Genomic DNA, 2120 nt, shown 5'->3' with positions numbered 1-2120 from the left:
CGCCGAGCCGGGCCATAGGATGCTCTGGGGCCACGGTCGCCCTCCTGCATGCTTGCTGTGTGGTAACAACAAGTTAGCAGCGGCGGCCGTGGACCCGCTCGACTTCCCCGGATTTGGGACAAGAACCCAAAAAAAGCGCAGGTAGTCCGGGCCAGTACGGACGGCGTCCAAGGCGCCAAGAGGGGTCGGCAGGAAGCGCGGACCACTACCCGCAGCAGCATCATCGGCGATACGTACCATCCCCCCGTTGATGTCATGGATCACCGAACTGCTTCGATCCAACGGCCAGAGGAAGCCGGGGCCGAACAACAAGTCGAAGGTGCCGACCAGGCGCCCGTCAAGTTGCGCGTCGCCTTCGATCAACAACCATCCTGGGTAGAACGACAACGGTAGTGCACGCAACGCACCTATCGGCCGATCGATGGGAAATGTCGCGGCGGCGCCATGAGCGGCCAGCGCTTCGGCCAACCGTGCACGCAACGCGCGCGAATTGTCGGCATCGAGCATCCGCCACGGGCCGGGCAACAGGGGCGAGGGCATGACACATCCTTTTCGGTGCAAGTAGAGGCTGGTTTCTATACCACGAGATGCGTCCGTTTTGTAGCTGCGCTGTGCCTGCGACCTTGCGTGTTGCCCGGCCGCTCGAGCCGCGTGCCCGCCGACACGTTTCGTAACACGTTTCCGACGTAACGTTTGACAACTGCATGCATCCGCCGTGGCGGTACCACTGGTGATTAAGGAAGGCAGTCCAAACATGAACACAAACTGGAAAGAGAAGATTCGCTCACCGGAACTCGTAATGGCCTTTCGCCGTACCGGGGTAGTGCAAGGTAGTGCGGTCTGGTCGGAGACGCGTGTGAGTGGTGGCGGGGGTGCAAACGGGCAAGCCGTATCGGTGTCGTCGAGCGTCGTAGAACGCAACCGGTTCTTTGTTATCGAAGAAGATGGCGAAGAATGGGAAGCGAAGGATGCACCTATCGCGGTGCGCGATGGGCATCGCGTGACCGTGGTGTTCATCGGGCAAAAACCGAGCACCACCGGGTGGCCGTGCTACTACTACAACCACAACACCGCCGAATTCCGTGCTAATGAAGATACCTTGAAGCACAAGTGGGCCCCACCGTCCAAGGGCTGGCATTTCGTTGCGCCTTGGATTGCTGCGGCCCTGTGCGGGGCCTTCAGCGCAGGGCTTGGCTGGGTGATGGCCATCCCAGCCGCATTTGTCACCTATACATACTTCCCACGCCTGAAAGCCAGAAAAGCGGTATTGACGAGCATCGAGAGCGCGGCCTACGGTCTGGTGGACGAAGCCAAGCGGGTCCTGGCGGCGAGCGCTGCAGCGTCGCCGGCGACGGAAGTTTAAGCCGCCACTGCGCGGGCTGGCGCGCTCGGCGCCTGTCGCCCGGTCCATCCGAGCCCGGCGCGGCGAGCATTTTATGGCCCGATCGGTCCGTATTATCAAAGACCTGCCGCATACACACCTCGCCGGCGCTCAACTCAGGTCATGCAAGTTCACATTTCAGAAGTGAAACGCCCGCCCGTGCGCCGCATCCACTCACGCGGCGACTTGCGTTCGCGTGCGTAGAACGCGCCCTGCAGCGTCGCCCACAGGTTGTAACAACTCGAACCACTTGCAGAGCTACACGCGCCACCCAGGGAGGCATTACATGAATCGCAAGCAATCAGAAGTTTCTTCGCTCAGCGCGCCGCCGCGCCGGCAGCGCACGCTGGCCTTGGCGATCGCCATCGCACTCGGCCATGTCGCGCCCAGCCACGCCGCCGACTTCATCTGGCTCGGTGGCGCCGGCAACTTCAATACCGCGAACTGGAGCAGCCCAGGCTTCCCCAACGCTGCCACGGCCGATCTCTTCATAGACGGCGGCAATGCGCTCGACTCGACGGTAGATCTAAACGTGTCGAGTACCATCGGCAACCTCAGCCTCGACCTTGGCGACACGCTCAACATCCTTGAGAGCCGCGCGTTGACCATCAACGGCAGCATCACCAACAACGGCACGCTGTCGGTCAACGGCGCGGCCAGCTTCGCGCAGTTGCTGGTGGTCGACGCCGTCACACTCGGCGGCACGGGCGAGACGGTGCTGGCTGACAGCGCACAAAGT

Annotated in this window: 3 protein-coding genes; 2 read left to right on the top strand and 1 reads right to left on the bottom strand. The window is 62.1% G+C overall.

The window, feature by feature from the left end:
* Positions 1–540, bottom strand: a 540-nt coding sequence (locus tag AB7P10_RS19930; protein ID WP_428295584.1) for a hypothetical protein, incomplete at its 3' end; no start/stop codon positions are given.
* A gap of 214 nt (positions 541–754) precedes the next feature.
* On the opposite strand from AB7P10_RS19930, the gene AB7P10_RS19925 reads away from it, so the two are divergent.
* Entirely contained in the window at positions 755–1363 is a 609-nt protein-coding gene (locus tag AB7P10_RS19925; protein ID WP_428295583.1) for a hypothetical protein, read from the top strand.
* Between the two features lie 304 nt (positions 1364–1667).
* The coding region (locus tag AB7P10_RS19920) for a hypothetical protein (RefSeq protein ID WP_428295582.1) at positions 1668–2120 on the top strand (453 nt) is incomplete at its 3' end.

Source organism: Hydrogenophaga sp., from assembly GCF_050182545.1.
GTDB lineage: Bacteria > Pseudomonadota > Gammaproteobacteria > Burkholderiales > Burkholderiaceae_C > Hydrogenophaga.
The sequence above is the reverse complement of the archived record's forward strand: the minus strand, read 5'-3'. Positions and strand labels throughout refer to the sequence as shown.